The 24,033-nt window shown below is 54.9% G+C and carries 24 protein-coding genes; 8 read left to right on the top strand and 16 right to left on the bottom strand.

What is annotated here, in order from left to right; genetic code table 11:
* Positions 1–5: 5 nt before the first annotated feature.
* Positions 6–446, bottom strand: a complete 441-nt coding sequence (locus JOD69_RS05300; protein WP_077728298.1) for an NfeD family protein — start codon at positions 444–446, stop codon at positions 6–8.
* Complete coding sequence (locus JOD69_RS05295; protein ID WP_077728297.1) at positions 447–1,370, bottom strand: SPFH domain-containing protein; 924 nt, start codon at positions 1,368–1,370, stop codon at positions 447–449.
* A gap of 637 nt (positions 1,371–2,007) precedes the next feature.
* Between JOD69_RS05295 and JOD69_RS05290 the strand changes: the two genes are divergently transcribed.
* Positions 2,008–2,523, top strand: coding sequence for a hypothetical protein (locus JOD69_RS05290; protein WP_210023810.1), 516 nt, complete (start codon positions 2,008–2,010; stop codon positions 2,521–2,523).
* A gap of 15 nt (positions 2,524–2,538) precedes the next feature.
* On the opposite strand, the gene JOD69_RS05285 is transcribed toward JOD69_RS05290, so the two are convergent.
* Positions 2,539–3,354: a tetratricopeptide repeat protein gene (locus tag JOD69_RS05285; RefSeq protein ID WP_077728348.1), complete on the bottom strand. Its 816-nt coding sequence runs from the start codon at positions 3,352–3,354 to the stop codon at positions 2,539–2,541.
* A 251-nt stretch (positions 3,355–3,605) separates the two neighbouring features.
* Here JOD69_RS05285 and JOD69_RS05280 point away from each other — a divergent pair, with 251 nt between their 5' ends.
* Complete coding sequence (locus JOD69_RS05280; RefSeq protein WP_086133822.1) at positions 3,606–4,856, top strand: HDOD domain-containing protein; 1,251 nt, start codon at positions 3,606–3,608, stop codon at positions 4,854–4,856.
* A 39-nt stretch (positions 4,857–4,895) separates the two neighbouring features.
* On the opposite strand, the gene cysE is transcribed toward JOD69_RS05280, so the two are convergent.
* Complete coding sequence (gene cysE, locus JOD69_RS05275; protein ID WP_077728294.1) at positions 4,896–5,654, bottom strand: serine O-acetyltransferase; 759 nt, start codon at positions 5,652–5,654, stop codon at positions 4,896–4,898.
* A 6-nt stretch (positions 5,655–5,660) separates the two neighbouring features.
* Positions 5,661–6,386 (bottom strand): RNA methyltransferase, encoded by a 726-nt coding sequence (locus tag JOD69_RS05270; protein ID WP_086133821.1) that lies wholly within the window; start codon positions 6,384–6,386, stop codon positions 5,661–5,663.
* 88 nt (positions 6,387–6,474) lie between these two features.
* Between JOD69_RS05270 and JOD69_RS05265 the strand changes: the two genes are divergently transcribed.
* Complete coding sequence (locus JOD69_RS05265) at positions 6,475–7,308, top strand: inositol monophosphatase family protein (protein ID WP_077728292.1); 834 nt, start codon at positions 6,475–6,477, stop codon at positions 7,306–7,308.
* A gap of 7 nt (positions 7,309–7,315) precedes the next feature.
* Here JOD69_RS05265 and JOD69_RS05260 read toward each other — a convergent pair whose 3' ends face one another.
* Both JOD69_RS05260 and ubiD read right to left on the bottom strand, forming a co-directional pair.
* A complete protein-coding gene (locus JOD69_RS05260) occupies positions 7,316–9,682 on the bottom strand; it encodes a DUF3772 domain-containing protein (protein WP_168183780.1) in 2,367 nt (788 codons plus the stop codon).
* Between the two features lie 122 nt (positions 9,683–9,804).
* On the bottom strand, positions 9,805–11,268 hold the full coding sequence (gene ubiD / locus JOD69_RS05255; RefSeq protein ID WP_086133819.1) for a 4-hydroxy-3-polyprenylbenzoate decarboxylase: 1,464 nt from the start codon (positions 11,266–11,268) through the stop codon (positions 9,805–9,807).
* Positions 11,269–11,808: 540 nt separating this feature from the next.
* Between ubiD and JOD69_RS05250 the strand changes: the two genes are divergently transcribed.
* The 3 genes from JOD69_RS05250 (at position 11,809) to JOD69_RS05240 (ending at position 15,362) form a co-directional block, all read left to right on the top strand.
* Complete coding sequence (locus tag JOD69_RS05250) at positions 11,809–13,401, top strand: GGDEF domain-containing protein (RefSeq protein ID WP_086133818.1); 1,593 nt, start codon at positions 11,809–11,811, stop codon at positions 13,399–13,401.
* A gap of 195 nt (positions 13,402–13,596) precedes the next feature.
* Entirely contained in the window at positions 13,597–13,983 is a 387-nt protein-coding gene (locus JOD69_RS05245) for a hypothetical protein (RefSeq protein ID WP_086133817.1), read from the top strand.
* Positions 13,984–14,273: 290 nt separating this feature from the next.
* The gene (locus tag JOD69_RS05240; protein WP_086133816.1) at positions 14,274–15,362 is read left to right on the top strand and encodes a tryptophan 2,3-dioxygenase family protein; all 1,089 of its coding nucleotides are present in this window, start codon (positions 14,274–14,276) and stop codon (positions 15,360–15,362) included.
* Between the two features lie 100 nt (positions 15,363–15,462).
* Here JOD69_RS05240 and JOD69_RS05235 read toward each other — a convergent pair whose 3' ends face one another.
* Positions 15,463–15,708, bottom strand: a complete 246-nt coding sequence (locus JOD69_RS05235; protein WP_077728286.1) for a hypothetical protein — start codon at positions 15,706–15,708, stop codon at positions 15,463–15,465.
* 349 nt (positions 15,709–16,057) lie between these two features.
* Between JOD69_RS05235 and JOD69_RS05230 the strand changes: the two genes are divergently transcribed.
* Complete coding sequence (locus JOD69_RS05230; protein ID WP_240502376.1) at positions 16,058–16,624, top strand: class I SAM-dependent methyltransferase; 567 nt, start codon at positions 16,058–16,060, stop codon at positions 16,622–16,624.
* A 98-nt stretch (positions 16,625–16,722) separates the two neighbouring features.
* Here JOD69_RS05230 and rpoH read toward each other — a convergent pair whose 3' ends face one another.
* From rpoH to JOD69_RS25195, 4 genes are all read right to left on the bottom strand, one after another.
* Positions 16,723–17,577, bottom strand: a complete 855-nt coding sequence (rpoH, locus tag JOD69_RS05225) for an RNA polymerase sigma factor RpoH (protein ID WP_086133815.1) — start codon at positions 17,575–17,577, stop codon at positions 16,723–16,725.
* A gap of 83 nt (positions 17,578–17,660) precedes the next feature.
* Positions 17,661–18,650 carry a permease-like cell division protein FtsX gene (ftsX, locus tag JOD69_RS05220; RefSeq protein ID WP_086133814.1) on the bottom strand — a complete coding sequence of 330 codons (990 nt, stop codon included), beginning with the start codon at positions 18,648–18,650 and terminating at the stop codon, positions 17,661–17,663.
* An 18-nt stretch (positions 18,651–18,668) separates the two neighbouring features.
* Complete coding sequence (ftsE, locus tag JOD69_RS05215; protein WP_077728282.1) at positions 18,669–19,328, bottom strand: cell division ATP-binding protein FtsE; 660 nt, start codon at positions 19,326–19,328, stop codon at positions 18,669–18,671.
* A gap of 58 nt (positions 19,329–19,386) precedes the next feature.
* Positions 19,387–19,686 carry a DUF3641 domain-containing protein gene (locus JOD69_RS25195; protein WP_347258999.1) on the bottom strand — a complete coding sequence of 100 codons (300 nt, stop codon included), beginning with the start codon at positions 19,684–19,686 and terminating at the stop codon, positions 19,387–19,389.
* A 549-nt stretch (positions 19,687–20,235) separates the two neighbouring features.
* Here JOD69_RS25195 and sodC point away from each other — a divergent pair.
* The gene (gene sodC / locus JOD69_RS05205; protein WP_077728280.1) at positions 20,236–20,745 is read left to right on the top strand and encodes a superoxide dismutase family protein; all 510 of its coding nucleotides are present in this window, start codon (positions 20,236–20,238) and stop codon (positions 20,743–20,745) included.
* 31 nt (positions 20,746–20,776) lie between these two features.
* On the opposite strand, the gene JOD69_RS05200 is transcribed toward sodC, so the two are convergent.
* The 4 genes from JOD69_RS05200 to ruvX are packed head-to-tail and all read right to left on the bottom strand — an operon-like array spanning position 20,777 to position 24,030.
* Positions 20,777–22,057: a dihydroorotase gene (locus JOD69_RS05200; protein ID WP_077728279.1), complete on the bottom strand. Its 1,281-nt coding sequence runs from the start codon at positions 22,055–22,057 to the stop codon at positions 20,777–20,779.
* Positions 22,054–23,049 (bottom strand): aspartate carbamoyltransferase catalytic subunit, encoded by a 996-nt coding sequence (locus JOD69_RS05195; protein ID WP_077728278.1) that lies wholly within the window; start codon positions 23,047–23,049, stop codon positions 22,054–22,056. Before JOD69_RS05195 ends, JOD69_RS05200 begins: the two co-directional genes overlap by 4 nt.
* Complete coding sequence (gene pyrR, locus JOD69_RS05190) at positions 23,046–23,564, bottom strand: bifunctional pyr operon transcriptional regulator/uracil phosphoribosyltransferase PyrR (protein WP_077728277.1); 519 nt, start codon at positions 23,562–23,564, stop codon at positions 23,046–23,048. Before pyrR ends, JOD69_RS05195 begins: the two co-directional genes overlap by 4 nt.
* Positions 23,557–24,030 (bottom strand): Holliday junction resolvase RuvX, encoded by a 474-nt coding sequence (gene ruvX, locus JOD69_RS05185; protein ID WP_077728276.1) that lies wholly within the window; start codon positions 24,028–24,030, stop codon positions 23,557–23,559. The genes pyrR and ruvX overlap by 8 nt, the downstream gene beginning before the upstream one ends.
* Positions 24,031–24,033 lie beyond the last annotated feature (3 nt).

Below are 24,033 nucleotides of genomic sequence, written 5' to 3'. Positions count from 1 at the left end.
GCGATTCACGCAGCCTTTTCGACCTTCAGAACAACGCCTTCGGCGGCCACGACGCGAACCTTGCTTCCCGGCTCGCAGTCCTCCCCTTGCACCTTCCATGTGGAATCGTCCACGCGGATCCGCCCCTGACCGTTGACGATCGGATATTCGAGCGTGAACAGTCGTCCTATATATTGCGCGGCTCGCTGGTTCAGCAAAGGCTGATCGGTCTCGATGGGATGTCTTTTGAGGAACAGCCGGAACACCGCGATGCTGACGATCGACAGTACCGAGAACAATATCAGCTGATACTCCCAGTCCAGCGCCGGCACGATCAGCTTGATCACGCCGACGACGAACGCCGATTCGGCCATCCATAGAAAGTACATTCCCGGCGCGAGGAGTTCGACGATAAGAAGAAACACGCCGAACGCCCACCAGTGCCAAAAAACGATCTCGAATGCCATTTAGCTTGCCTTCTTGGAAAACGCTTCTTTGGTGATTTCGCCGATGCCGCTTAGAGCGCCGATAACGCTGGAGGCTTCCAAGGGCATGAGAATAACCTTGCTGTTTTCGGCCGCGGCGAGGGTTTGCAACGCTTCGACGTATTTTTGCGCAACGAAGTAGTTAATCGCCTGAACATCCCCTTTGCCGATGGCCTCGGAGACCATCAGGGTAGCCCGCGCCTCGGCCTGGGCCAAACGCTCGCGGGCTTCGGCCTCGCGGAATGCGGCTTCCTTGCGCCCCTCGGCTTCGAGAATCGCCGCTTGTTTTTCGCCATCGGCGCGGAGAATCGCTGCCTGTTTCAAGCCTTCCGCCTCGAGTACGGCAGCGCGCTTGTCCCGTTCCGCCTTCATCTGGCGAGCCATGGAATCGACCAGATCTTGCGGCGGCGTAATGTCCTTGATCTCGATCCGCGTCACCTTGACACCCCAGGGCGTAGTGGCATCGTCCACCACTGAAAGCAGACGGGCATTGATTTCGTCTCGCTTCGACAACAGCTCGTCCAAGTCCATGGAACCCATCACGGTACGGATATTGGTCATCGTCAGCTGCATGATGGCAAGCTGCAGGTTGCTGACCTCGTAGGCCGCTTTGGCGGCATCCACCACTTGAAAAAACACGACGCCATCCACTTTGACCATGGCATTGTCTTTCGTGATGACCTCCTGCGAAGGAACGTCCAAGACCTGTTCCATCATGTTGATCCGTGCGCCGATCTGATCGATCACCGGCATGATCACATTGAGGCCGGGCTTGAGTGTCGCGGTGTATTTTCCGAACCGCTGTACCGTGAATTCGGAACCTTGAGGCACGAACTTGACACTCAGTACGACCAAGATAACGGACAGTACCAAGAGAAATAATACGAAAACGCCAAACGCGGTCATCTCTCCCCCCTTATCGATTTTTTGAATATGTAACGTTCTAGAAACTTTTTTCTTTTGCAACTCAGCCGCTTTTTCGCAAACAGGAATCGATATTCTCGTTTTTCGCGGCCTGTTAAAGCTTAGCCGCTTATCTAGACTCGGACCCGATTGGCCACATTACCAAATGTAAACAAGTCAAAAAATCTTTCCTTTAGTTACAAAGCCGGAAGAAGTCTGTTGACGCTCACTATTTTTCTTTTTTAAACAATGCATTAAGAAATATATAAAGGTGTGTTAAAAACAGTGTACGCCTGTGGCTGAGTTGTGGATAATTTTTTGCCGAGCTCTTTCGTGCTCGTTCAGCACACGCTGTCCACAAACTTTAGCAAGGGTTTTCCAGCGGGGGATGGAAAGTATGTGCTTGGCGTCTTCGGAAAGGGGGAGATCGCTTTACGGCCGTACCGGAATGTATGGCAGATATGCGAAACCTCGTCGAGCGTACTCATAGAGATGGTAAGGTGTTGCCTAAGGAGAAAAAATGTACAGGCTATCGAACAATGACTCCGCAAATGCGACGGATAACGTGCAAGCGTATTCGTCTCGAGGCAAACATCGCCGCTCGTCGTCCAAGACGAGGTTGATTTTTCTTTTATCCATTGTGTTGGTCGTAGAAACCACGGCGCTTTTGGTCTTGTTTATCCAGTTGACTCTAAGTGAACAGGAAAATCTGGATTTGACCGTATTGGAGAAGAAACAGGCGCTGGAGCTTCAAGCCCTGAAACCGGAAGTCGAAAAACTGCGGGCCGACATCGCTGCACTAACGACGTCTCGCCTGCCGAACTTGACCAAGCTCGAGTTCGATAAAGTGATTCCGCTCGATCTAGGCTATGTGAAAAACATCGTTTTCACCGTCGCCGGCAAGAACTCGGATAAACATTACGAGTATAAGATCGTTATGCACAATACCGACTTGACGCTCATCCATCCCGAGGTGGATGTCCTTTTTTTCGACCGGGTCGGCGTTCAAGTCGGCGTGTCCAAAATCGGTTTTCACCAAGACGGCACGCCGAATTTGGATATGCTGGAGCGGGGCGAGGTTCGTTCTTTCTCGTCAATGGTCGATTTGACCGGTGATGCCGATCCCGAATATTTCCGGGTCAAAATTCACAAATAAGAGCGAACCGCCGGATCAAACATACAGGGCACTGGAGAGACGGCCGCGATACTCCCGGGTCAGTTCATGGTCATCGCCGAGAAACTTGAAAATGGCCAGGCAGGCTTTTCTGGCGCCATCGCCGTCATAATGACGCGCGGCTTTGACCACCTCGATAAAGGTCGATAAGGCCTGCTCGAAGTCGGCATTCTTCAAATACTCGATCGCTGATAAATAGGCAGGCTTCAGGGGAGCTTCCGGCAGCATTTCCGGGTTTTCGGCGTAACCGAACAACCGGGAAAAAGTGCGAATACTTTCCGCCATCGGATGAGAATCCGAATCGGGGCCGATTCGTTCCACGACTGCCATGGCTCGCCTGTGATCCGACGGAAGGAGCAAGCGAGCCAACATGATGGCGGCGACATCGTTATCCGGTTCTGCGGCAAGCACTTCTTCCAGGATTGCCGCGGCCTTGTCGGGACGACCGGCGAAGACCTCGGTTTCCGCTTGTTTGATCCTATTCCTCAGTGGGCTGGGCAGAACACGGTTCAGCCACTGCTCGATCATGGTCTCCGGCAACGCGCCGCTGAACTCATCGACGACCTGTCCGTCAACGAAAAGCTTGACGTTGGGAATGCTGCGCACCTGATAACGGGCGCTGACGTCCGGCAATTCCTCGGTGTTGATCTTCACGAGCACGAAGCGGTCCGAATTTCTTTGTGCGAGCCGCTCCAAGAGCGGGCCCAAAGCGCGGCAGGGCGCGCACCAAGGCGCCCAGAAATCGACTAGAACCGGTATGGTGTGGCTGCGTTGAAGCACATCGGCATCAAAGTCTGGGATAGCGTCGGACATGATCGTTTCCATCTGAATGAGGTTTTGTTTATCTCGAATCTATTTTCGTAAAGCTGAACTATTCTTTCACTGAATCACGGCCAATCGGGCCAAGCGAGCGGAGAGTTCAAATCTTCGTTCCTGCCGGGTGAGCCACCCGACTTGTCGAGTGTGTGTCTCAGTCTTCGCTAAACTTTTCATGACTCATTACCTATCCGACGCTATCGTCGGTGAATCGGGGATAAATCGTAGCGCAGTAACCAGTCTGCAACATGCCAAACCGATTCAAACCTCAGACACAGGGCTCGATCATCGTGAGGAACGATTTTCTCATCGGACGGCAACAAATCTTTGACCGCGACTTGCGCATTTTTGCCTATGAATTGTTATTCCGCGACATAAACGGAGATACCGTTGAGACGTTCGGACCAACCGCCGCCAGCAATCAAATCGTCGTGGACAGCTTGCTTGAATACGGGTTGGATCAAATCGTCGGAGCACAACTGGCTTTCATTAATTTCACTCGGGAGAACTTGCTCTCCGAAACCCCTTTGCTGCTCCCCAAAGATAAGGTGGTTATCGAGGTACTGGAAGACGTCCACATCGACGAGGCTTTGATTCAAGCCGTGCGAGGCCTGGTTCAACAGGGTTATAAGATCGCGCTTGACGACTTTGTATTTGAAGAGCGTTGGCAGCCTTTGATCGAAATGGCCCATTTCATCAAGTTCGACATCCAAATGGTCACTCCGTCTGCGAGCGGATGTGTGATGGAACGACTGAAGAAGCTGCCGGTCCGCTTCCTGGCCGAAAAGGTGGAAACGCAGGAGCAATATCTGGAGTATCGGGAGCTGGGCTGCCAGTATTTTCAGGGATTCTTTTTCAGCCGGCCGAACATGGTGCGGGGAAAACGGTTGGAAACCAGTCAACACGCCGTTTTACAGCTGTTGGCAAAAATCAATCGGCCGAACATCTCGATACCCGAACTCGCGCGCACGATTTCGATGGACGTGGGACTCAGCTACAAACTGCTCCGCTACATCAACTCCGCATTTTACGCGCTGCCGAAACAGATCGATTCGCTGAAATTCGCGATTACCTATTTGGGTATCCGCGAAGTCCAGCGCTGGGCATCGTTGATCAGCCTGGCGAATTTTCCCGACCGGCCGAGAGAGATTGTCAAAATCGCTTTGATTCGAGCAAAAATGTGCGAATCTCTCGCCGCGTTCCTCAAGTTGCCGAACAGCGAGCAATTCTTCCTGGTAGGCCTGATGTCCACCATCGACCAGCTGCTGGAGACTTCCTTGGATGACGCGGTTGGCGGCCTGCCGCTATCGAGCGAGGTGAAAGATGCCTTAGTGCATCGCGCGGGATTGGCTGGAGAGGCCCTGAGTTGCGCCATCAACTACGAATGTTGGAAACTGGACGAGGTGCGTTTCGAGAACCTGGACTTATCCCGAATAGGCAAGATTCATCTCGAAAGTGTCGGATGGGCGAACAAGATTTTTCAAGTACTGGAAAAATAGCGGCATCGCCACTCCCGATAGCCGCGGGGCTGAATTTGTTTATTTTTCCTCGCCCGTTTTCAGCTCGCAATGCTCCAGTTCGGGCAATGGCGCTTCCGAAACGCCGATACCCTGCTGTTTGAGGGCGCGCTTTAGCGCCTCGATCTGCTCGTCCAGCGCTTGTATGTGATCGAGCATGTGATTGATCGCGTGAGCCACCGGATCGGGCATGTCGGGCGTCAAACCATAAGCGTCGAAACGCAGTTTGCTGGCGATAGCCTGACGGCGCGCTTCCTGGGCTTGGCGGTCGGTACTCACCACATGACCGGGGATGCCCACCACCGTGGCGCCGGCAGGGACACTCTTCAGTACTACCGAATTGGAGCCGATACGGGCGCCGTCGGCAATGGTTATCGGACCGAGTATTTTGGCGCCGGCGCCGACCACCACGCCATTGCCCAACGTCGGGTGCCGCTTTCCCTTTTTCCAGGACGTGCCCCCCAGCGTCACGCCGTGATATAGCGTGCAGTCGTCGCCGATCACCGCCGTTTCACCTATGACCACTCCCATGCCGTGATCGATGAAGAACCGCTTTCCGATCCGCGCTCCGGGGTGGATTTCGATACCCGTCCACCAGCGGGCCAAGGTCGAGATGAATCGAGCCGGCCATTTGAGCCCGAAATTCCACAATCGATGGCTGAATCGATGAGCCAAAATGGCGTGCACCCCCGGATAGGTGGTGAAAATTTCGAAATAGGATTGGGCCGCCGGGTCACGGTCGAAAATACAGCTGAATTCTTCTTTCAATCGTTGCCACATAAGGGTTCACGCCGGGGGTCGTATTCGAAGCTGAACGGCCGTCAAGATGCCGCGCAAAAGATGAATTTCCTTTTTCTCCAGCATGGCTCGGTTAAAGATTCGCCTGAGCCTGCGCATCACCGAAGGTCCAGGCTTTCTTTCGTGGAGAAATCGGAGATCGTACAAGGTGCGTTCCAAGTGTCCGTAAAAGGATTCCATTTCAGCCGCCGTAGCCAGGGCTGGACCGTTATTGTCGGTGTGAGCTTGTTTCTGAGTTGAGAGAAAAAGCTCGTAAGCCACGATCTGAACCGCCGCGGCGACATTCAGCGAACTGAAATCGGGATCGCAGGGAATATGCAGCAAGTAGTGACATCGCTCCAATTCCTCATTGGTCAGACCCGAATGTTCCCGCCCGAATAAAATCGCAGTCTTCGTATTACCCGCAGTGACCTGTTTCGCGCATTCCCGCGGATCGAGCTGCGGCCAGGAAATGGTGCGGAGCCGTGCGCTGGCCCCGACAACCAAAGCACAATCGTCGATGGCTTCCTGCAAGTCACGGCAAACCCGCGCCTCGGACAGAATATCGTCGGCACCGGATGCTCGCGCCGTCGCTTCTCCGCTGGGAAAGACCTTGGGCGCGACCAGAGTCAAATCGCGCAGCCCCATGTTCTTCATGGCGCGCGCCGCCGCACCGATGTTGCCGGGATGCGTGGTTCCAACCAGCACGATCCTGACATGGGACAAGCGATTCATGCTTCAGCGAGAGCTATAACCAAAAAAGGTAAAATACTATCAGAAATTTGATACCCTAAACCGCTTTTTAACCAGCGCCGATTCCAATATGGATCCCATGCTCACTATCGCGGTTCGCGCGGCTCGGACGGCGGGCGATATTATCGTTCGCTCGATGGACCGGGTGAACCTTCTTACGATCACGCCCAAGGGACGCAACGACTTCGTCAGCGAAGTGGACCGCCAGGCGGAACGTGAAATTATCCACACTTTGCAGAAAGCTTATCCCACTCACGCTTTTCTAGGGGAAGAAAGTGGTCGGCAAGGCCCGGCCAAGACCGATTTCGTCTGGGTCATCGATCCCTTGGATGGAACCACCAATTTCCTGCACGGGTTTCCTCAATTCTGCGTATCCATCGCTCTGCTCCACCGCGGGCGCATCGAAAAGGGCGTGATCTACGACCCATTGCGCCAGGAGCTGTTTACGGCGGCCCGAGGCGCCGGCGCGTCGCTCAACAATCGGCGTATCCGGGTAAGCAAGCAAAACGGCCTGAAGGGGGCGTTGCTGGGTACGGGTTTCCCGTTCAAGGATCAGCGTCACGTCGAGGCCTATTTGGGCATGATGCGCGATCTCATGAAAGATACGGCCGGAATCCGGCGCGCGGGCTCGGCGGCTCTGGATCTCGCTTACGTGGCAGCAGGGCGGTTGGACGGTTTCTGGGAAATCGGCCTGAAAAAATGGGACATGGCTGCCGGCCTTCTCCTGATTCAGGAAGCAGGCGGCATCGTTACCGATTTGGAAGGGAAAGACAAATACTTCGAATCCGGTAACGTGCTGACGGCAAATCCCAAGCTGCATCAAATCATGGCAAGCATCATCGACCCTCACTTGACCGAAGCGCTCCGCTATTCGGACAATCCGGCGGGCGATCAGTCGGAGTGATCCGGGTTCAATTCCCTGGCGGTGTTTTTTCCTCGCGCACCGTCAGGATCTGCTGCAACTGCTCGCCGTTAAGATTCAGGTTCAAATTCCGAGGCGGGAACGGAATCGGGATTCCTTCCTTGCGGAATATTTCGTCGATTTCGAAACAAAGATCGCTGGTCACTGAATCGACCTTTCCGGCATCGTGGAGAAGCGCGATCAGTTCGAAGTTTCGGGTACTTTCCGCGAACCCTTTGAACAAAACGACCGGCGGCGGGATGCGGCGGATTTCCGGGTGATCTAGCGCGATCTTCAGCAGAAGGTCCCGTACTCGCTTGGCATCCGTGTCATGAGACAGGCCGAGCGGCAGCACGACGCGCCCCACCGCTTTGTCGGCGTAGGTTCGGTTCGTTAGCGCGCCCGAAATCAGCGTGGAGTTCGGGATATACACCGAAGCGCGGTCTAAGGTCGTGATTTCGGTCGCGCGCACGCTGATCTTCTTCACATAACCCTGGTGATCGCCCACCACGACCCAATCGCCGGCCTTGATCGGGCGTTCGATGAGCAGAATCAGCCCGGACACGAAATTGTTGACGATATTCTGCAGGCCGAAACCGATACCTACGGATAATGCGCCGGCGATGATGGCCAGATTGGACAGGTCAATACCTAAGGTCGAGATCGCCAGCATCGCCGCGACAGTAAATCCGACGTAGCCGGTTCCGGAACGGATCGAATGCCGGATGCCGACATCCAGTCGCGTCCGCGGAAAGATACGCTGGTCCAGCGCTTTCTGAATCATCCGGGTGGCTGCGAGTAGCCCTGCAAAAAGCGCCAAGGCCAGCAGCATGTCGGCAAGGGATAGGGTGATGTTGCCGACCTTGAAGCCGAAAAACACGCTGTGAAGCCAGGCGGTGAGATCTTTGCCTGCGGCTCCCCACAATACCAACAGCAGGACCACGCCCATGGCCAGGATTAAGAGGCCAACGGTTCCGCTCAGCCAAAACTTGAGCATCTCGGCGCCGTCGTCGCTCAGGGCGAGGCTGCTGCGGAGCTTGGCCCCCAAGGGCGATGTCTTGCTCAAGACGTCGTCGATGAGTTCGTAGCTGATCTTGCGCAACAGGAGCACGGACAAATAAAGCCCGGCAGTCAACACCAGCTGTGTGGCCAGCAAACGGGACAAGGCCACGTAACCGAGCAAGCCCGATACCGGAATCGCATAAACGAGGAACTTCAACACGAAGCGAAGACGCTGCCAGGTCGGGCTGAGCGAGGGTCTGTCGGGCGAGAACCATATACTGCGACGCAGCAGACTCAGCAACAAAGCTGCAATGAGCAAGCCGAACAGGAATTTTTGCAAAAGCGTCGATTCGACCGAGGCATTGAACTGGGTCCCGATTTCGCTCAATACCCGGTCGAGAGCGAATACGAAAGCCAAGCCGTTCACGGTGCGGCTGATAGCCCGGGCTCCCTCGTCATGGATTTGAACCAAGCGCCACTCCGGCTCGAACGGGGCCAGCGCCGCACGGGAAAAGCCTGCCACGAAAAACAGCGAAATCAGAGAGAGCAAAGCGGTCCGAGCCACGGCCAGCAGCGGCTCGGTCAACAATCCGGTATAAGACAGGCTCAGGAAAAGCGCCAAAACGGCCGCGGACGGTAACAGAGCCCGAATAAAGCCTGTGAACAAAGCCGTTCTCAAACGCTGGCCATAAGTCGGTTCGGCCTCGACTTCGATATAGCCGAATCTTCGAATCAAAGCCCTGCGCAAGGGAAACGCCAACAGGATCGCGACGCCTACGCCTAAGGCCAGGCGCCAACCGATGGCCCGGGCATCTCGCGCAAAGGTATCGCTGGACCGCCACTGCTGAAGGTTTTGCGCGATGACGCTAAATCCGGTACTCAACTCGGACCAAGCTTTTCGCCAAACTGCCGGCGTCAGCGGCGAGATGCCCCGCTTCAAGACGTGCTCGGTGAAACGGATGCGCCGCAAGGTCTTGACCTCGCCTGCGAGTCGGCCGGCTCGAGCGATGATGAGCTCGGCCTCTTTGATTGCGCCTTCCGCCGCAGCGAGGCGTTCGTTCATGGCTTTGCGCTTGGCCGCCACGGTCGGCGCTTCGGGCGGCGCTCCCTCGGCCGGCGGCGGCCCCAAGGCAGCGAGTTCGTCCCGAATCACTTGTACTTCCGGCAGGGCTTCGTCCGATGCCCTGCGGGCATCGAGCTGCATGGTCGTCAGCTCTTCGCGCAGAGCCGCAAGCCGGCGGTCCGGGACGTCGGGTTTAGCCAAATCCTTTTCGGCCTGGTCCAGGACTTTCTGCCAATCCTTCACCAACTCGTTCAACGGGCGCGCCTGTTCAACCTCGGCCGACTGGCTGAGCCCGAGGGGGGATACCAGCATTAAAAGAAGAATTACCGGCCAAAGAAAACGCGGCATCGAAAAATACTTAGTCATTTTGAAATATAGAGAGATAGCGGCGGCGCCGATTGCGTGACCGTTTACATTCCGCTTAGAGGCCTCGCTTAAATGCCCAGGCTATCCCAAAGCTGATCAATTTTTGACCGAACGGCCTCCGTCATCGCGATGGGTTGGCCCCATTCGCGAACCGTTTCGCCGGGCCACTTATTGGTCGCGTCGAACCCGACTTTCGAACCCAGACCCGAAACCGGCGAGGCAAAATCCAGATAGTCGATCGGCGTGTTTTCGATCAACGCGATATCGCGCGCAGGATCCATGCGAGTCGTCATCGCCCAGATCACATCCTGCCAATTCCGCGCATCGATATCCTCATCCACAACGATCACGAACTTGGTGTACATGAACTGCCGCAGGAACGACCATACGCCGAACATCACCCGTTTTGCATGGCCAGGGTACTGTTTCTTCATGCTGACCACGGCAAGCCGGTAAGAACAGCCTTCCGGCGGCAGATAGAAATCGACGATTTCCGGAAACTGCTTTTGCAGGATAGGCACGAAGACTTCGTTCAAGGCAACGCCCAGAATGGCCGGCTCATCCGGAGGACGTCCCGTATACGTGCTGTGGTAGATCGGGCTTTCCCGTTGCGTGATGCGCTCGATGGTGAAAACGGGGAATTCCTCGACCTCGTTGTAATAGCCGGTGTGATCTCCGAACGGGCCCTCCGGCGCCGTCTCGCCTGGATAGATGAAACCTTCCAAGACGATTTCGGCCGTCGCGGGCACTTGCAAATCGCTCAGAAGACAATTGGCCACTTCCGTTTTGGCGCCACGCAAGAGCCCCGCGAAGGCGTATTCCGAAAGCGAATCCGGCACCGGCGTCACGGCACCGAGAATGGTGGCGGGGTCCGCGCCCAATGCGACGGCAACCGGAAACGGCTGGCCGGGGCGGGCCTCCTGCCAGTCCTTGAAATCCAGCGCGCCGCCCCGATGCGCGAGCCAGCGCATGATGACCTTATTTTTGCCGATGACCTGTTGCCGGTAAATTCCCAAATTCTGCCTTTCCTTATGCGGACCTCGGGTAATGACCAAGGCCCAGGTGATCAATGGTCCCGCATCTCCCGGCCAGCACGTTTGAATGGGATAACGGCCGAGGTCGACATCCGATCCGGCATAAACGATCTCCTGGCATGGCGCGTTCTTCACTTCCTTGGCCGGCATGTTCAGCACCTGCCTGAACATTGGCAGCTTATCGAACATGTCGCGCATGCCTTTCGGCGGTTCCGGTTCCTTGAGAAAAGCCAGAAGCTTTCCAACTTCACGAAGCGCTTCGACCGATTCCTGCCCCATCCCCAAAGCAACCCTGCGGGGCGTCCCGAACAGATTGGCCAGCACCCTGACATGCGATCCGGTCGGCCTTTCGAACAGTAGTGCCGGACCGCCAGCCTTGAGAGTCCGGTCGCATATTTCGGTCATCTCGAGGTTCGGGTCGATTTCCACGGTTATGCGTTTAAGCTCGTCGATCGACTCCAAATGGAGAATAAATTCACGAAGATCGCGATATTTCATGGAATGATGATTCGGACAATAGTAAGGCTGGCTATTGTACCGGTCGCAGAAGATTCGTTTTAGGCCGGATTTGCCAAAAACAGTTCATGTAAACCTCTCTTCGACAGTCCGCCCGCGAGCCGAAAAAACGCCATTCGTGCCTGCCAGGATGTCGATTCCAGCTCTGTGCAAATTCTTCTGCCGACTCCTCCGGAACCTCGAGCCGGCATGTGCAGAATATATCCAAAACCCTGTTAGCAAACTGTTCCGAGCCGAGAGAGCAACGGTTCATCTACATTTGTCCACAGTTCTTACCCGTGTGTACGATGATTTTTATCCACAATAAGGGGTTTCGTAGCTTATTGTTTTTTAATTAGAAATAACATCATTTCAACAAATGCACCGTGCTTACATTTAATTCAGAAAGAAATTTCTACTTATTTGCAATAAGTGTCGTTAATACCGCTGCGACATTCTCGATCCCGATTAAACTTTGTAAGAACCCGTTTCAGTCCACCTTTCTTTGGAAGGCAAGCCCGTCACGCCGCGACAGACACGACTATGAACAACCTCAAATCAGATGATCCGCAATACTGGAAAGCGAAACACACAACGCTGGCCGATGAATCGACGGGATCCCGGCAGAAAACGGACGAGCGCGAGAAATTACTGTGCCGCACCATTATTCGCCTGACCCTGGCGACCAGCGGGCTGGATCCCGCGATCGATCCTCACCTCCTTTATATCCGCGACCTGTTGAGGAAAGGTATTTCGAATGAAAAGCGCCTGGCCGAGTTGAACGACATATCGGAAACGCTGTTGCGGGACGTAAAGGATAGGGGCGGAAACAACAAGCCTGTTAAGCAGGAAAGCGGAATTCTGTTTCGCTTTGCAAAGCAACTTGCAATAAGCGACGAAGAAACAAAAGCGATTACATTGCTCGAACAAAAAGTCGGCCGGGGCGAAATAGCGGACTGGAAATGGTTGCTTTCCGAATTACGGGAGATTTTGCGTCACGACACACCGATTTCGGTTTCTGACAAAGCGGCAAAACCGGGATTTTTTGGCAGATTGCTTCAAACGAACAAAAAGTCGGAGGGAGAAACGGTCGAAATCGGTCCGGTCCGCGATCGTTTGCTACTGCTGCTGGATGTCATAGATCTTCCTTTGAACTTTAGGCAGCAGGCAGAACAGATCAAAACGCGTTTGAAATCGGAATCGGATACGGAAGTACTCGAAAGCCTGCTCGGCGAGGCTATCGGTTTTTTAAGCGACGTAAAAACGTTCATTCAAAAAGAGCAACTGGAAATCGAGTATTTTCTGGCCGGCTTATCCGGCCGCTTGACTGAATTGGGACATGATGCGATCGGAGTGGATGCCAGCACTAAGGCCTTCGTTCGCGATCGTGAGGCAGAACACTCCTCTTTCTCGCTGCAGTTTGAGAACTTGCGCTCGAAGATGGAAGTGATCACCGAAGTGGATCAGCTTAAGGTGCTAGTGAACAACGGATTGAGCGGGCTGCTGCAACAATTGCATACCAATCGTGATCGCGAATTGGGCCTTTTGCGGGACTCCACCGGAAGACTCGGCGAGTTGACTCGCAGGCTTCAGGAATTGGAGCTCGAGGCGGCTGAATTGCGTTCCAAGTTGAGGTTGGCGCATGACATGGCACTTAGGGATTCCTTGACGAACTTGCCTAATCGTATGGCTTATCAGGATCGTATTGCCCAAGAGATTGCCCGATCGCAGCGTTTTCAACAGCCTTTGTCGCTACTGCTGTGGGATGTCGATCATTTCAAGGGTATCAATGATCGTTTTGGACATTCGGCCGGGGACAAAGTGTTGGTGACGGTCGCCCAAGAGTTGGATAAATCCATCCGGCAGACGGATTTCGTAGCGCGCCTAGGCGGTGAAGAGTTCGCGATGATTTTATGCGGCGCCGATGGAGACGCCGCACTCCGGATTGCCGATCAGATTCGGCAAAAAATTGCCCACTGCGGTTTCAATTCGCAAGGACGGCCGGTTCAGGTTACCGTGTCTTGCGGAATGAGCCAGGTTCGGAACGGCGACACGTCGGAATCTCTCTTCGAACGGGCGGACAAGGCGCTTTATGAAGCGAAGAAAACCGGACGCGATCGATGTGTACTAAGTTAATTAGCAGATTCGAGCCCGCATTTCGCACAACCCCCTGCTGCTGACGCTATCCAATCGCAAACGGTCGGCCTGGGAGCGCCAGGGCGACCCTTCCAATCGCAAATGTCCCGTTAATGCGCGCTGGCGGATCAGAAACATTCTTGTGAATTTGACAGTCGAAGGGTATGGCGGTCAATAACAATGATGAGGTGTGCCATGATCCCCAGAAGACTGATTGCCGTGATATCGGTAGCATTTTCGCTGTTCGCGGGCGGTCTCGTTGCGGCTGAGCTTGACCGGCATAACACGGAACTGGATCAAAAGTTTCGACCCGGACTCATCTACCTCAATAAGGCGTTCAATAATGCGATCTATAGCTATTTAGTTCCCGAAAGCATAGTCTTCGAAGTGAAGAATCCGCAAATCGTTTACGTGAATAAGGCTTATGGACAATCGATATATAGCTATCCGAGAGTCGGACCGGATACGGTAACGGCTTTCAACGTGCAATACGTGAGCCCGGCCTATGGTCAGGCCATCTATAGCTATCCGGGTAACTATAATCTGCCGGGGCGATTGACGTTGTCTTCATGGGTCGACTGAGCCCGATCTTTCGAATAAAGAAACCGCCTCTCGTTCGCTTGCCCGGTCTCTTTTATGGCGCTTAGGGCGATCCATGCTCGTATTTTCACGCATAGACTGAAGATTTTTCGAAGGTCAATACTGGCGCTGCTTTGCGTGTAAATTTAAGGCTCATGTCGGCCGGTCCGAAAGTCGATATCAGGGGAACCGCCGACAGCTGGATTGACGGCGTCGTCGATCGGTATACACGGACATGCAGCCCCCGATCAAGGAGTTGCTTCGAATCACGACTCTAGGGAAAAGGGTTCACGATGAGAAGATCTACGGAAGAGTTCAACTATTCGGACTATTTACGGCTCGATATCCTTCTAAACGCCCAGTGTCCTGAAAGCGGGCGGGATGATCGAGAGGTCCATGACGAGACCTTATTCATTATCGCTCATCAGGTTCACGAACTTTGGCTCAAGGAAGTCCTCTACGAGCTGAAATCAGTGCTTGAATTGTTCTCGGCGATTCCCTTGGACGGACAGAAAGTCGGCTTGATCGCTGCCCGCCTCGGTCGCCTAGTGGCGATCCAGAAGATTATCAATCGTCAGATCGAGGTGCTCGAAACGATTTCTCCGCTCGATTTTCTCGATTTCCGCGATCATCTGTTTTCGGGCTCGGTATTCGAGAGCGGCCAGCTCCGAGAAATCGAGCTTCGTCTTGGTTTGGCCACGGAGCTTACTCCGGACTCGTTCGATCGATTTCGGTCTGAAGAGCGCGAGGCTCTCCTGAAAGCGCGTGAAGAAAAGACCTTGTTCGAGGCAGTCGATAATTGGCTTGCCAATATGCCTTTTCGGAATCCGGAAGGGGGCGAGTTTTGGCCGCATTACCGCCGCCTGGTGCATGACATGCTGCAACAGGATTATCAATGGGTACAGAACAACCGCTCACTGTCCGGTTGGGATCGTCGGGGGCAGCTCAGCAAGCTGGAAAACGGCCGTTACCGGTTCGACGCATTGTTTAAGCCGGAGGAATACGAATTGCTGCGGGATGAGGGGGTATTCCAATTCCGCCAAGCAGCCGTCCTATCCGCCTTGTTTCTCCTTCTTTACCGGGATGAACCGCTTTTGCAGGTCCCTTTTCGAGTGCTTAAACGGTTGATGGATATTGATGACCAATTGATCGGTTGGCGCATCAATCGTTCATTATTCGAGCAACACATGTTGGGAAATAAAGTCGGACCGGGAGGTAGCGTTCGCCACGATTATGTTCGCGAAATGATGGAAGAGAAAAGAATTTTTAGAGATTTGTTTGTTCTCACGACTTTTCTGGTGCCGCGTTCGTCTCTGCCGGAGTTGCCGCAAAAACTCAAACGCAGCCTCAATGTCCACTTCAGCCACAGTTCGGGCGGATAATGACGGTCGGCAAGCACGTGCGGAACCGGGTTCCATGATAAGATCCGGCGTTTCGGCTCTTGCTATGAGCTTTGGCTGCGGCTTTAACGACGCACCGCCGTTAAGCGAAATAATTCCGCACGGCAGCTTCGATCAGATTCCACGGAACGATAAACGGCTTCTTAGAAATCCGAATAGAAAGCGTGTCGCCGCTGATATGGTAATGGCCCTCGATTCCATTACCGGCAAACTGTCCTCTTTCTTCGTCGCCGATCAAATGAATGCCCTTGTCGCGCGCCGCTTCCCTCGCTTTGGCGACGATTTCCTCCGCTGATTGGTTAAGCTTGACTTGTACCACTTTGCTCATGATCGAATTGCCCAACGCTGCGTTCTTAAACGGCTATATTAAATGAACTCAATAGCTCCGGGGTGGCGGTTCATGCAATAAACGTCCAATTACTGCCCGCACCAGAACTCAATCGGATTCCCATGTCCTTAGTTAACCTTTATTATCAATACTGATGTGGAAGATGATGCTGAAGTTTCAGCCGTGTGTTTATTGGGTGGGATGCCAAGCAAAAATTTTCTCGAAAAACAACAAGAAGTCTCGTCAATAACGCTACCGGACGGGAGGAGACGACAACACAATGCAATTGGAATACATCCTAAAATCATACGCACGCTATGCGCCAGTATATGATCAGACTTTTGGCTGGATGCTGAGTTTTCGCGGCCGTTCGATGGCGGCGGGCGTTACCAACAAGCGGCCTGGCAAGGTACTCGAAGTTGGGGTGGGCACGGGTATTAGCCTTTCTTACTATCGTAAGGAGCACGAAGTGCACGGCATCGATATTTCTCCCGACATGCTGGAAAGAGCCCAGCAACGGGTAGCGAGAGGAAAGTTGAGCCATGTTTCCAGCCTTCGCATCATGGATGCCCGTGAACTGGAATTTTCCGACGATTCTTTCGATGCCGTGGTCGCAGCATACGTGATGTCGGTGGTTCCGGACCCGGAGAAAGTGATCCGGGAAATCGAGCGGGTGTGCAAGCCCGGAGGCGATGTGATCATCGTGAATCACTTTGCCGCAGAAAAGGGTTTTAGGCGGGATATCGAAAAATTCTTGGCTCCGCTTTCGAACAAGCTGGGTTGGCGTCCGGACATGCCTGTTCAGGAGATTCTGGGAAATACGTCCCTGCGCGAAGTTAAACGGCATACCTTGCCGCCGCTCGGCATGTTTACGATGTTGCATCTTCGGAAGGACCACGAGACCGCCCTGCAATAGGATCTAGAAGCCATCGGCCTCGGTGAGCGGAAGTCGGATACAAAAAAGGTGACTTTGCGTCACCTTTTTTAGTGCGTGGGGTCGAGTCTGCTCGAAGCTCAGGTGTCGACCAGGGAGTTTCGCAGCTTTTTCATAGCGGTATTCTCCAATTGGCGAATACGCTCGGCAGAAACCTGATAGCGTGTGGCCAGATCGTGCAAGGTCAGTTTTTCTTCGCTCAGCCACCGGCTCGTAACGATGTCCCGGCTGCGCTCGTCCAGTTGCTCGATGGCGGCTACCAGCCGTTGCTGCTTATGCTGTCCCCAGTCGTTATCTTCGAGCAAATCCGCGGGATCGGCATTTTCTTGCTGAAGGTAATGCACCGGAGCCGGTGTTTCTCTATCGTCGCCGTCGTTATCGCTGGGTTCGAAGGCGACATCCTGGTTGTTCAGGCGATTTTCCATTTCATAGACAGTCGCGACATCCACACCTAATTCGTTGGCTAGAACGTGAGCCTCGTCGTGGCTCAGCCATCCCAAGCGGTTCTTGAACTTGCGCAAATTGAAGAACAATTTCCGCTGAGCTTTGGTGGTGGCGACTTTAACTATGCGCCAATTCTGAATGATGAATTCGTGGATTTCCGCCCTGATCCAATGAACGGCAAACGAAACCAGCCGGACGCCGACGGCAGGGTCGTAACGCTTCACGGCTTTCATGAGGCCGATGTTTCCTTCCTGGATCAAATCGGGCAGCGGCAAACCGTAGCCCAGGTATCCCCTGGCAATATGGACGACGAAGCGCAAATTGCCGAGCACTAACTGCCGTGCAGCCTCCAAATCGTTATGCTCGCGAAAGCGTACAGCCAGTGCGCGCTCTTCATCGGCGCTATAACGCGGCATCGAGTTTACGGCAGAGACATATTCTTCGATGGAGCCGAGCGAGAGATTAACCGGAAGAGTTAATGCGTTGCTCATAAGTGTCCTCAGTCTTAATTCCTGTTTTAGCTTAGCACTCAACAATGACGAGTGCTAATAGTATGTCTATAAAACCTCGTCAATCAAGTAGGATCAAGTTCCCGTAAATGATAAGAGACGACTATCCATGCCCCGATTATTCCCAATAAGACCGATGCTCCAATCAGGAGTTCTGTTTCCGATAGGCTCAGAAAGGAAAGCGCGTAAGGGCTGCCGTAGAGTTCCGCCAAGTGTCGGGAGGGGCCACGCAGGAACAACAGGAAGAAGCTGACCAACAACCAGGCAAGAGTTCCGCCGAGGAAGCCGTACCAAAAGCCGGCATACAAGAAAGGGCGGCGGATAAAACGGTCGGTGGCCCCGATCAGTTTCGCGACGACGATTTCCTCGCGGCGGTTTTGCAGTTCGAGACGGATGGTGTTGCCTACGATGAACAATACGCCAAGACTAAGTAGCACGCTGAACACGACTACGCTGCGTTGGGCGATCGTTAATATGGCGTGCAGCTTGTGCATCCACTCGGTATCGAGCTGGACGAAATCGGTTTCCGGCAGCGCTCGGAGCTCGCCGAGCAGTTTTTCCACTTCATCGGGACGAGTGAGGGAGTCCTTCGGTTTGATGCCGACGACCGCCGGCAAGGGATTGAAATCCAAAGCCTGTAAGGCATCGCCAAAACCGCTGTAGCTCTTGAGTTGCTGTAACCCCGCTTCTTTCGTAACCAGCTCGGCCACCGCGATTTGCGGGTGCTTATTGAGTGTTTCCGCGACCTTGCCGCCGGCTTCGTTGGTCAGTTCGGGTTTCAGGAACAGCGATATTTGGTTCGTCGCTTCGAGGGTCGAACTGGCCTGCTGAGCGTTCTTGATGAAAACATGGAAACTAGCCGGTATGGTCAATGCGATGGCGATCACCAGCACCGTCATGATGCTGGCGACAGGAGTTCGCCGAAGACGTACAAAACTGGATTTAAGCGTTTCGACGTGCAAGTCGACGTAGGCTCGCAGCCAGTTCGCCGGCCCATTGCCGGTTCGCCGGGCATGCGCCGCATTAGTATCGCGCCTCCTTCGAGGTTTCTGCATTCTTGCAATCGGCACGTCTCAGCCGCCTTCGACCAATTGGCCTTGCTGTAACTTGAGGGTTCGGCAGGCGAACCGCGAAATCAGGTCGAGGTTGTGACTCGCGATCAAGAGCGTTACGCCGACCTGGTTGAATTCCTTAAATAAATCCATGATCTCTGCCGAGAGGCCCGGATCCAAATTGCCGGTCGGCTCGTCGGCCAGAATCAGGGAGGGTTTGTGTACGATCGCTCGAGCGATGCCGACCCGCTGCTGCTCGCCTCCGGACAGCGCAAGAGGAAACCGCTTTTCCTTGCGGAGTAAACCGACCTTATCGAGGGCGGCCCGAACCCGTCGGGCGGTTTCTTGCTGGCTGAAGCCGGCGATGAGCAGGGGCAGGGCTACGTTGTCGAATACGGTTCTATCGTGCAGTAAGCGGTAATCCTGGAAGATCAATCCCAATTGGCGGCGAAGATAAGGCACTTGCCGTTTGGATATACGGTTGATGGGCTTTCCTTCGAAGAGGATCTGCCCCCGATTGGGCCGTTCGATGACCGGAATCAGCTTGAGCAAGGTGCTTTTCCCGGCTCCCGAGTGGCCGGTCAGGAAAGCCATTTCGCCCTTTTCGAGCTGAAAACAGACGTTGGACAATACTTCTCCGCTATCCGAATAGCGTTTGCTGACGTTGATAAATTGCAGCATGGGAAGCGGACAGATTAAGAAAAGGAGCTCTTACGAAAAGAAAGACGAAGGCGTGCGCTCAAGATCGCAGCGCCCCGCCGCAACTGCTGCCGGCGCCCAGTGGCAAATCGAGCATCTGGTTGAAATCGCGGTCGTATACATGACCTTGCCAGTCTACGCTGATCAAGCTGCGGCACATTACGTCTTCCGGATTTTTCGAATTGTGGCTGTTCCTCAACAAAGTCATGTATTCGTCGAACCTCCCCTGACTGATGGGGGTGCTGCCGAAACGCCGGATCGGCATATTGGCAAGGGTGTACAATCGGTTGAAAACGATCCCGTAGCGGCTTTCCAGCTCGCGCTCATAGGCGTTTTCCAATTCGATTTGCGGCGGCGGCAGCGTTCCCCCTGTGGATTGTAGACCAGATTTAGCATCAGGCCCGAATCGAAGCCGCCGTAGCCGAAGCGATTCAGCTTGTGTAAAGCCCTAAGACTCCTATCGAATACCCCCTTGCCGCGCTGAGCGTCCACGTCCTGCTCAAGATAACACGGCAGAGAGGCAACGATCTCGACGCGATGTTCCGCAAGGAACCTAGCCAGATCTTCATACCCCGGTTCCTCCAAAATCCTCAGATTGCAGCGATAGCCCAGATCGACCTGAAGAGTCTCCAGCCGTTTCCGCGTGATACGGGGGAAATCGGTGCTGCGCAGCAAAGCTAAAGGATCACGCATGGTTCGAAGTACGTTCTGCCATCAGCTTATACCCATCGACCCTTATGGAGAGTAACGCTTCCTATCCAGGTTTTGCAAAGGCCGATAAGCATCGCTTCGGATTATGTCAAATTCGTTTAACGGACTTACGACAGGGATTGTCTTAGGCTTAAAATCGGTTGGACAGCAAAATTTAACAACGATACGGGAGGTTATGATGAACAAATTTGGATTGATGGCTGCAGGCGCGGCGATCATCTTCGGATTCGCGGTTTATGCCGAAGAGATCAGAGTGGAGATGAACAAGATCGACGAAACGGGAATTGCGGAGTCCATCGGTTCCGTCGTCGCCGCGGATACGGCCGCTGGATTGAAGCTGACCCCGGATCTCAGAGGTCTGCCGCCCGGGCCGCACGGCTTTCATGTTCATGAGTTCCCCGACTGCGGCGCCAAAGAAAAAGACGGAAAACCCGTGGCGGGATTGGCGGCAGGCAATCACTTCGATCCGAAGAAAACCGGAAAGCATGCGGGCCCCGTCGGCGACGGTCACGCCGGAGATCTGCCGGTTTTGAATGTGGCCTCCGACGGTACGGCTCAGGAAGCGGTCACCGCCAAGCGTTTGCACGTAGCCGATCTCAAGGGACGTTCATTGATGATTCATGCGGAAGACGACAACTATGCCGATAAGCCGGGCGGAGCCCGTATTGCATGCGGTGTGGTGAAATAGGGTTTCGGTCGCTGCCTTATCGGCGGTTTGGCTAGAGCTCGAAAACCGCCCGGCCATCCACAAACGTACGAGTCACCCGGCCCTTGACGGTTTGCCCCCAGTAGGGAGTGTTCCGGCCGGTGCTTCGCCAAGTCGAGCTATCAACCGTCCAGGTGCACTCGGGGTCGAAGATGCAGATATCAGCCGGCGAGCCGACGCTGAGGGTGCCCGTCTCCGTGCCCATGACGGCGGCCGGGCCTTGTGTGAGGAGGGCGATCGCCTGACTTAGGGAAAGGACGTCCTCGTCGACCAGCTTCAGCGTCAGAGGAAGCAGCATTTCCAGCGAAGCCATGCCGGGCTCGGTGGACGGAAAGACGTCCAGCTTGGCGTCCGGCTCGTGGGGTTGGTGGTCCGAACAAATCGCCGTTATCACGCCGTTCCTGAGCGCCTCGCGCAGAGCATCCCTATCGGGCACGCTTCGTAGCGGGGGTCTAACGTGGCACATGGCGTTGAATCCGTCGATGTCCGTTTCGGTCATATGCAACTGATGAGCCGCTACGTCGGCGCTGACCGGCGCGCCTTTTTCCCGTGCTCTGGCAATCATCCGGGCGGCCCGCGCGCAGCTCAACTGCGCGAAATGAACCCGTGCCTCGGTGTGCTCGACCAGCGCCAGGACTTGGGCAATGGCTACGGTCTCAGCCGCGTCCGGAATCCCTGGCAAACCCAATCGAGTCGCGGTCGGCCCTTCGTGGACACAGCCTTGGTCGGCAAGCCATGGGTCTTCCGGACGGATGACGACCAGAAGGTCGTGACTCGCGGCATATTCGAGCGCCCGGCGCAGCACCAGCGTATTCGCCATCGGCGCGTGGGCATTGCTGAGCGCAACACAGCCGGCGCGCTTCAACGCACTCATTTCGCTCAAATCCCTACCTTTAAGGCCGCGCGTCAAAGCGCCTATGGGTAGTACCCTTATCTTACCGATCTGTTGCGCCCTTTCCCGGATCAGGTTGACCACGGCGGGTGTATCGATGACCGGATCGGTATCGGGCGGACAGCAGAGCGTGGTAATCCCGCTCGCGCTAGCGGCCTCGCTTTCGCTGGCGATCGCCGCCTTGTGCTCGTAACCAGGCTCGCGCAAACGCGCGCAAAGATCTATAAAACCGGGACATACGATCTGCCCTTCCGCTGAAATCGTTCGATCCGCCATGTAACCGTCCGGCGCGGTCCCGAGCGACACCACACGTCCCTCGGCCAAGTAGAGATCGAGCGTTTCTTCGATGCCGTTCGACGGATCGACGACATGGCCACCGCGGATGGCGATGCGTTCGGTCATGCTATTCGGTCTCCAGGCGAACTTTCGAGATCGGGGCGCATCGCCATGGACAGAATCGCCATGCGAACGGCGATCCCGTGGTCGACCTGCTGAAGTATGACGGAGTGGGGACCATCGGCGACTTGGGAATCGATTTCAACGCCTCGATTGATGGGCCCCGGATGCATCACGATGACATCCGGTTTGGCGCGCGCCAGGCGTTTTTCGGTCAGCCCGAAGCAGGCGAAGTATTCGTGCTCGGTCGGAATGAAGGCCCCGCTCATGCGCTCCTTTTGCAGGCGCAGCATGATCACGACATCAACGTTTTCCAGGCCTTCCTCCAGATCATGGAATGTGGTGACGCCCAAGGTCTCGACCGCAGCCGGCAGCAGCGTTTTGGGACCAATCACGCGCACTTCGGCGGCACCCAGGGTGTTCAGGGCATGAATCTCGGACCGGGCTACGCGGGAATGAAGGATATCGCCGACGATCGCTACTTTCAGATTCGAGAAATCGCCCTTGTATTTGCGGATAGTGAACACGTCCAGCATCGCTTGGGTCGGGTGGGCATGCCGTCCGTCTCCGCCGTTGATGACGCTGATATGGGGTGCCACGTGGCGGGCGATGAAGTGGGCCGCGCCGCTTTCCGCGTGCCGGACGACGAACATGTCGACGTGCATCGCTTCCAGATTGCGGATGGTATCCAGCAGGCTTTCCCCCTTGGATGTGGCGGAAGTGGCGATGTTCAGATTGATTACGTCGGCGGACAGCCGCTTCGCGGCCAATTCGAAGGTGGTGCGCGTGCGCGTGCTGTTCTCGAAAAACAGGTTGACCACGGTCTTGCCGCGCAGCAGCGGCACTTTCTTGACGGTCTGCTCGGTGACGCTGGCGAACGATTCCGCCGTGTCCATGATCTTGACCAGCAAGTCTCGGCTCAAGCCCTCGACGGTCAGAAAGTGTTTCAATCGTCCGCTGGAATCTAATTGAAGATTGTCGGCCTGAATCGGATTCATGATTGCGGAGAAACCGAATGGATGCGAAGTTCGAGCGGGCTCGGCCCGCTGAGGGTAATGCGCTGATCGGCGGCAAGCGTAATTTTGTGCCCTATGCAATCGGGGCGAATCGGAATCTGCCGCCCGTTTCGCTCGATCAGCACGCCCAGCAAAACCTGGGCAGGGCGTCCGTAATCGAAGATCTCGTTCAGCGCGGCACGAACAGTCCGTCCGGTATAGAACACGTCGTCGATCAGCAATATGTTCCGGCCTTCGACGCGAAACGGCAGCACGCTTGGTTTGACTTGAGGGTGAATACCGGTCTGTGAAAAATCGTCCCGGTAAAACGAGATGTTCAAGAGTCCCAAAGGCTCGGCCAGACCGAGTCGGGCATGTAAGCGGTCGGCGATCCAGGCTCCGCCGGTGTGAATGCCGATCATGGCCGGGTCGGAAAACTCGCGCCGCGCCATTTCTTCGCGCAAAGAAGCTTCCAGCCGGTCGAGCAACAGGTCCACCCGCAATGCCGTATCAAACATTCCCGACATCCTTTTCCTTCGTATGGGCCAACCAGGTTTGCAGAATCAATTGGGCGGCGAGTTCGTCTTTGACATCGGCGAAATGCGTCGACCGTTTGGAGCGCCTGCGATAAAAAATCTCGCGGGATTCGCTGGTCGACAAGGTTTCGTCCATCGTGTGGACCGGCAGGTGATAACGGCTTTCCAATTGACGGCAGAAGCGCAAAATGGGCTCGATGATAGGGTTTTCTTCACCTTCCGGGTTATAAGGGAAGCCGACCACGAACGCCGACGGCCGCCATGTCTGAACCAGGCGGGATATGGCGTCCCACAGGGCCTTGCGGCTGGTTACGCGTATCGTTTCAAGAGCTGTCGCGGTACCGGTTACCCGCTGTCCGACGGCCACGCCGATGTTTTTTTCTCCGAAATCAAAGCCGAGATAAGTGGGCTCGTTGGTCTCGTGCCGCACTGGATCGACGAAATCCATGAA

Source organism: Methylocaldum sp. RMAD-M (genome assembly GCF_017832375.1).
Classification (GTDB): domain Bacteria; phylum Pseudomonadota; class Gammaproteobacteria; order Methylococcales; family Methylococcaceae; genus Methylocaldum.
Note: the sequence above shows the minus strand (reverse complement) of the source record. Positions and strands in the feature narration are given on the sequence as shown.